Source organism: Marisediminitalea sp. (assembly GCF_984433645.1).
Genome location: NZ_CFIDRX010000016.1, coordinates 35,959 through 42,724 on the forward strand (window position 1 = coordinate 35,959; position 6,766 = coordinate 42,724).

Sequence of the window (6,766 nt, forward strand, 5' to 3'; positions counted from 1 at the left end):
ACGGGCCTTTTTTATTAGTGGAGAATCCATGAGTAAGTTGTTGTCTTTCCGCGTGTTGTGGGCAGGTGTATTACTTTGTCTGTCGATCGGTGCTGTTAAAGCCAGCGAGCCGATTGAACTTTACTGGGAAGACTTAGTGCCGCCAGACTTTAATGAACTGGCACCTCAATCAACCAATCACGACAATAAAATGGCTCAGCTTCAGCCAGACGCGCCGGTGGTGGCCTTGTATAACAATAAGCGAGTGAAGTTGCCCGGTTTTATTGTGCCGCTGGAGGGCACTGCCGAACTGACTACCGAGTTTTTACTCGTTCCTTTCTTTGGCGCGTGTATTCATGTGCCACCGCCAGCATCCAATCAGATTGTCTATGTCAAAATGGACGAAGGCGTTCCGGTAGAAAACCTGTACGATGCGGTGTGGGTCGAGGGCGTGTTTAATACCGTTCGTTGGGAAGGCGATATCGCAGCAGCCGGTTACAGCATGCAAGGGAAAACTGTAACAGCGTATTAACCCTTGCTGCCCTTGCATTGCAACTTTTTGGCGAGCATGAGATAACAGCAGACAACTTTTAGCGTTATCAAGGAGTGATTCCCATGTCTGAAAACGTGTTATTACGTGCTTCGTTTAACCCGGCCGTTAAAAAATACTGGCTGGTGAGCTGGTTAATTGTGTCGTTTTTTACCGTTATCGGTATACCCCTGCTTATCTTGTCTATTCCTATCTTTTTGTTTATCAGCGGCAAAATGCTGAATGCTATGTCGGCGACGCTTACTGAGCGCAAGCTGGTAGTAAAGCGCGGTATTCTGTTTAAAGTGGAAAAATCTATCCCACTTGAAAAGATTACCGACGTGGCCATGAGCCAAGGGCCGCTCATGCGCGCCTTTAACTTACAGCGATTGAGTTTTGAAACGGCCGGGCAGTCTGGCCCGGGCGCGCTGGTGTCACTGATTGGAATAGAAGATGCCGCAGAGTTCAGAGAAAGCATTCTATCGCAGAAAGACAAAATGAGTGGTGATGCCAAACCTGTAAAGGCAAGCTCAGAGCCATCTGAAGGTGACCTTGCTGAGTTGACCGCCAGCGTAAAACGTATTGAAGTGTTGTTGGAAAAGCTGGTGGCGTCCAAGTAACGCCACAGTTCAGATAACGCTACTATTGAGCCAACGCCACTATTCAGACAACGGCACAAACCAGACCAGGGTAATCAACGACATTGCTGTCGCCAGACAGAGAGCAACACCGTCTGCGAGTTTTTCACCCTGTAGAGATGAGAGTTAGGTATGCACAACACGCAACGTTCTGCGCATACCTGAATAGCTATATCTGAGGTTATTTTAAGTGCTCATTCAGAAAATCCAGCAGACCCTGATATAGCTCTTGTCGATTTTCCTCATTAAAGACACCATGGCCTGCCTGAGCATATTGGAGATATTCAGCAGGGTTGTTTGCCTGCTCTAGTTTTTCGGCGAGCACTTCCGAGTTGATCTCCGGTACACGTTTGTCTTTCGAACCATGGATCAGCATAACCTTTGCTTTGATGTCATTGACATGGTAAATCGGCGAATATTCTTTTAGCTGTTGCGCGTCTGTACCCAACACGCGCTTTAAGTAAGATCGTCCGCCCCAGCTGTTAGGTATATCACTTTCTGAGTACATGTATTGCAAGTCATAAACGCCAACATAACCGATAGTACAGCGATAAAGGTCCGGTGCTCTAACTACTGACATTAATGCAGCATAGCCGCCATAGCTGGCTCCGTAAGCACAAATTCGCTTACTGTCTACCAGCCCTTGACTGGCCGTCCACCTTACTGCGTCGTTAATGTCTTTAATCATTGCACCACCCCACTCCCGGTAACCCAGACGCTCAAAACGGGTACCATAGCCATCGCTACCCCGGAAGTTGACACGTAACACGGCAAAACCTCGGTTGGCGAGAAGTTGAGTTTCCGCATCATAGCGCCAGAAATCCCGGGTGCCAGGCTGATGAGGGCCACCATGAATAAGCACAACCAGAGGTGGTTTAGCCGATTTGGATTGCCCGGCGGGAGGCAGAGTCAGATAGCCATGCAGCGTTTCACCATCTTCGGTGGGCACTGCAATAGGGTGCATGGGTTGCAGTGTTCTCGGGTCAATCCAGGAGTTGTTCGCCCATACAAAACGCGCATTCCGGCTGTCACTGTCAAACAAGTAGTATTCGCCAGGATTAATATCACTGCTTACATGAACCAGTAGAGTTTTCCAATCCTTGGTGGTGCTGGTAATATTAACGGTTTGACCTTCAAAGGCCTGAGCTAGTTGCTTGTGAATTGCCTTGATGGTTGTGTCAGCTCTAGCGTATTCATAAGCCGATTTATCTGGATAGGTTATTCCCACAGCAGGCATTCCATTGCGGTCTAAAATGATCTTTTCGATATCCGTCTTATGATCAGCAAATATTCTTGTATATTCGCCAGATTCTAAGCTCAGTGAATAAAGTGTAGATATGCCATCGTCTGAGTATCTGCCAGACAAATAGAGTGATTTGCTGTCCTCGCTAAGCCCTAAAGGAATATGTTCTTCTGGTAATTCAAAAACTTCATTAAGGGGTGTCCATGGGGAGTCATTGCTATTGCGATAGGCAGAATGAAGTGTGCCGTTTTTATCTCTCCAGGTCATAAATTTAACCTGTCCATATCTTGTAGCTAGCGCACGACTGTTTCCATGGGGAAGCGTGTCGAGTTCGCGCTTCCTTCCGGAATGAATATTTAACTTACTTATGATCGGTTGTATAACACCATCATTGTAATAAACGTTCCCTCGCTTAGACCAAGGGTATTCAATAATCAGAATATGCTCGTCGTCGTCATCTAGCAGGCTCAACACTTTCTGGCTGGCTTTAGTGTTTTCCTTCGACGAAATACGAGACCCGGTTTTTTTGTCGCTTGCTCGAAAGCCGTAAAGCATTTCGTTCTTTGAGCCATCCAGATTTACCGCAAACAGCTCGCCAGTGGGTACTGGGTTGTCAATATAGCTGTATTTTTCGGCATATTCGTAAAGTAGTCTTTCGTTATTAACCCAACTGACTCTGTGGATTATGTCATTATTGAGTGGTTTGACACCACCCACCAGTTCCATGGTTTCACTGTCTAAAACAGCCAGGAACACTCTGCCGTCGTGTCTGACCCGGGCAGCTATATGTTTACCATCGGGGGATAGCTTCAGGTTGAGGTAGTCACCGTGCTTTATAAAATATTCGAGGGGTAATTGTTGCGAAGCATAAATACCAGTGCTTAACAACAAAACGAAAGCTGTGAACAAAATCCTTTTCATATCAATCCTTGTTATTACAGTTTTTTAATCCTATCGTGACAAGACTGTCTCTTAAGAAGTCTAATGTATACGTTAAGTGGTTAAAAGGGCGTCCTCTCTTAGTTCATACAAGGACGTCACAAACCCTTATATTAATTGCAATATAAAAACGAATAACTGTACTCAGGTAGCGTATTATCTTCTGCGTCTTAGGTGGATACTAAGCGAGCATGACTAGTTGTGTTTTTCAACTTGTGTAGTGGAGTCCGATAATGAGATAACTCCGATCAGAATTAGGGATACACTGATTGAATCGAGTTACCCTGGTATTGATTTGACATATGACGTTACTTACTAACTCAAAAGCTAATTCCAAGCGAAAATCACAAGGGAGGGGGTATGCTCAACGCCATGAAAGGAAACGTGTTTATACGGTTACTCAGTTTCTACGTTTGTGTGACCGTCGGCATGTTTTTAACAGAGCTAACGCTTTCAAAACCGCTGGAGTATTACCTTTCTCCCTATTCAGAGTATGCTGTTCAGATTGCTTTTAGAATATGTAATCTGTTGGTTTTACTGTTATTTGTTCAGCAGTTTCATAAACACTGTGACGGCGTTTCTTTACGGCAAACGACCTTATTGAAACCAGTCAACGTTAGGCTGGTATTCGGCTTCGGATTACTTGGAGCAGGACTGCTTTCATTGGTCGCCTTGATCCTGTTTGCAGCGGGTATAACAGCGCATTCGCTGACAACTGTCGCTTTATCACAACTTTTACCCTTGGGCGTACTCTTATTGCTGTCAGCGCTGTTTGAGCAAATACTGCTGAATGGCGTGGTGCTTGTAAGCTTGATGAGAAAAATACGGCCTGAGTTTGCCCTGTTAATCGCCGGAGGATTTTTCTCGTATCTCCACCTCAGTAACGACCATTTTTCTCTCGTAGGCGCGGTAAATACTTATCTTGCTGGCTGTTTATTTGGTGTGATTTTTCTTAAAACTCAAAGCTTATGGCCAGCGCTGGCTTTTCACTTGTGTTGGAACGTGTCACAAAGTCTGATTTGGGGTTTTAATGTGAGTGGGTACGCATTTATAAGCCTTGTTTCTACGCAATCTACGGGGCATCCCTTATTGACCGGAGGAAACTACGGCCTTGAAGGTTCTCTGGTGACATTGGCAATGAATGCTGCCCTTATCTGGTTTCTTTTAAAAAATACCAGTACACACTGGTGGCGTCGGCGTAACGCCACCGTATTAAATTAAAGTGTTTCTTCTATCGCCCGATACTGGAAATCCCGTAAAGTCACACTTCCCTCGCCAGTACAATAAAGCGCAACTTTAAGGCTTAAGAATCCACCGAACACGTTGTGATGCATGCCCGACACTTCCATTCTGGTGCCGTGCAGGAGCCAGGTCCTACCGTTATCAAAGGAATAATGATAGGTCACCACGTGACGGTTGTTGGTGAGTTTAAAGCGCACCTCCCGACTGTCGATTGGACGTCCTGCCCACTTGAGCTCTTCAGAATACTGATACAGTTTCAGAACCTTTTGAGTAAACCCTAGCCCGACATAGGCTTTGTGGTTGTAAAACAATAAAATGCCTGCTTCCGTATCTGTGTTATCCGATAACGTCATGGCGACTTCTACTTCATAGGCTCTATCGCTTACCGGGCAGGTTAATGGCGAGCTGTCTGCCGGAGAACTGCCATGGGCAGATAACAGCAATGCTTTGTCGCCATACCGTACCCGAGCCATCTCTTCAGGGCGAGGGTTGTGAAAACTCCACTGAATGCCAAATTTGTTTTGGCTGAAGTCGTCAGACAGCGCGAACCCAGATGTGGAAAGGGCTTTTCTTGTGGGTTTGGGTAACGGCTTCGACAAGTCACCCCCGGTTGCATAGAACCAGCCATCATCCCGCCACTCAATAGGTTCAAGCAGGGTTTGACGGCCGAGAGTTCGGAACCCATTCTCGTAACCGTGATAAACTATCCACCAGTCACCCTCCGGACCTTGCACCACCGTAGCGTGTCCTTTTGACCACCAGGGTTCTTGTTCTGACTGGGTGCGAACTAGAGGATTGTGTGGACAGTGTTCCCATGGACCATGAATGGATTTTGAACGTGCTGCAATGACCATATGACCGGTTACCGGGCCAGCCGTGCCACCCACTGCGGTCACCAAATAGAACCAGTCGTTATGGCGAAATAATTTAGGCCCTTCAGGCGCAAAGTTCTCTACTATCCAATCGCTGGGGTAGCGCCAGGGGTCGTAGGCCATTTCCAGTTCACCGTCGGTGGCCAGTCCATCGTCGGTGAGTCTGATCTTGCGAATGCCGTTCACAAACAGATAGCGTTTACCGTCTTCACCAACGATATGACCCGGATCGATACAGCCGTCGATGTGCAGGTTGATCGGCTCACTCCACGGGCCTGCTATATCATCTGCCCAAATTGCGTAAATAGACCAGCCTTCGCCCTTTGGGTCAGCGGGAATATAGATAAAGTAACGATCATCGTGCTTGCATAAATCCACGGCCCAGATAACCCCTAGCGATGTGGTTAGCGTTGGCCCAATTGGGGCCCAGTTAACCAAATCTTTCGAATGCCAGATAATCAGCCCCGGATAGGAGTAAAACGACGAAAACGTCATGTAGTAGTCGTCACCGTCTTTTAAAATAGTGGGGTCCGGATGATCACCGCTCACAATCGGGTTTAAGAATGTACCGTTGCCTAAATCGGCTTTGCGTTGGCCTTCAACGCCTGGCGGCCAGGCTTTTATTGGCTTGTTGCATGCTGATGGCGTTGAGCTGGCGGCTAACAGTGAAAAAGGTGCGGCAGTGGCACCGGCGACCATCGACTTTAAGAGGGTCCGTCTGCTGGTGGTCATAAGTATTGTAATCCTGGGTTATACCTTCAGACGAACAGGCGTCTGAAAAAACATTACAGCAGCTTAAAAAGTCACCAGCAATTCTCATTTACTTAATTTAATAGCGCCGTTGCGAAAATTAAGAAGCCACCTCATGCTGCAACATTTGGCGGCTATTTCACCAAAAATGCATAATGGTGAATAAATATGCATAAATTTAGACTTTTTAATAATACGTCTGTCAGGTATATTTTTGCTAAAAATACGCTTCGTAAAAATAATTCTAAAAACGCGCGGCACGGAACGAGGTTTTGATGTGTTTTTCACTGAGAATGCCACGGCCCACAAAAATAAAATAAGCGCCAATAAGGCGTAAAAATCCAAAACTCATTTTTACAATTCAGGACAACAATATGCGTAACTGGCTTTTAGCTGTTGCTTTACTTTTGCCGTGCTCGGCATTTGCGCAGGAAACCGCAGACAGCGGCGACACTGCATGGATCCTTACCTCTACCGCACTCGTGTTATTTATGACGTTACCCGGCTTGTCGTTTTTTTACGGTGGCCTGGTTCGCAGTAAAAACGTGCTGTCGGTCCTTATGCAGTGTTTTGC

5 protein-coding genes and 1 pseudogene are annotated in these 6,766 nt (G+C 46.5%); 4 read left to right on the forward strand and 2 right to left on the reverse strand.

The genetic code is table 11. The features are described from left to right. Positions 1 to 28: 28 nt before the first annotated feature. Together AC4MRN_RS04055 and AC4MRN_RS04060 are read left to right on the forward strand one after the other, a co-directional pair. Positions 29 to 511 carry a DUF3299 domain-containing protein gene (locus AC4MRN_RS04055; RefSeq protein ID WP_255051585.1) on the forward strand — a complete coding sequence of 161 codons (483 nt, stop codon included), beginning with the start codon at positions 29 to 31 and terminating at the stop codon, positions 509 to 511. Positions 512 to 594: 83 nt separating this feature from the next. After that, positions 595 to 1,128, forward strand: coding sequence for a PH domain-containing protein (locus tag AC4MRN_RS04060; protein WP_370242579.1), 534 nt, complete (start codon positions 595 to 597; stop codon positions 1,126 to 1,128). A gap of 199 nt (positions 1,129 to 1,327) precedes the next feature. Here the strand turns inward: AC4MRN_RS04060 and AC4MRN_RS04065 are convergent, their stop codons facing one another. Further along, the gene (locus AC4MRN_RS04065; protein WP_491202569.1) at positions 1,328 to 3,310 is read right to left on the reverse strand and encodes an alpha/beta hydrolase family protein; all 1,983 of its coding nucleotides are present in this window, start codon (positions 3,308 to 3,310) and stop codon (positions 1,328 to 1,330) included. A 378-nt stretch (positions 3,311 to 3,688) separates the two neighbouring features. Between AC4MRN_RS04065 and AC4MRN_RS04070 the strand changes: the two genes are divergently transcribed. Then, the gene (locus AC4MRN_RS04070; RefSeq protein WP_491202570.1) at positions 3,689 to 4,549 is read left to right on the forward strand and encodes a CPBP family intramembrane glutamic endopeptidase; all 861 of its coding nucleotides are present in this window, start codon (positions 3,689 to 3,691) and stop codon (positions 4,547 to 4,549) included. On the opposite strand, the gene AC4MRN_RS04075 is transcribed toward AC4MRN_RS04070, so the two are convergent. Further along, positions 4,546 to 6,174 (reverse strand): family 43 glycosylhydrolase, encoded by a 1,629-nt coding sequence (locus AC4MRN_RS04075; RefSeq protein WP_491202571.1) that lies wholly within the window; start codon positions 6,172 to 6,174, stop codon positions 4,546 to 4,548. The genes AC4MRN_RS04070 and AC4MRN_RS04075 overlap by 4 nt on opposite strands. A 392-nt stretch (positions 6,175 to 6,566) precedes the next feature. Between AC4MRN_RS04075 and AC4MRN_RS04080 the strand changes: the two are divergent. Then, positions 6,567 to 6,766, forward strand: a pseudogene (locus AC4MRN_RS04080) (ammonia channel protein); the annotation flags it as partial.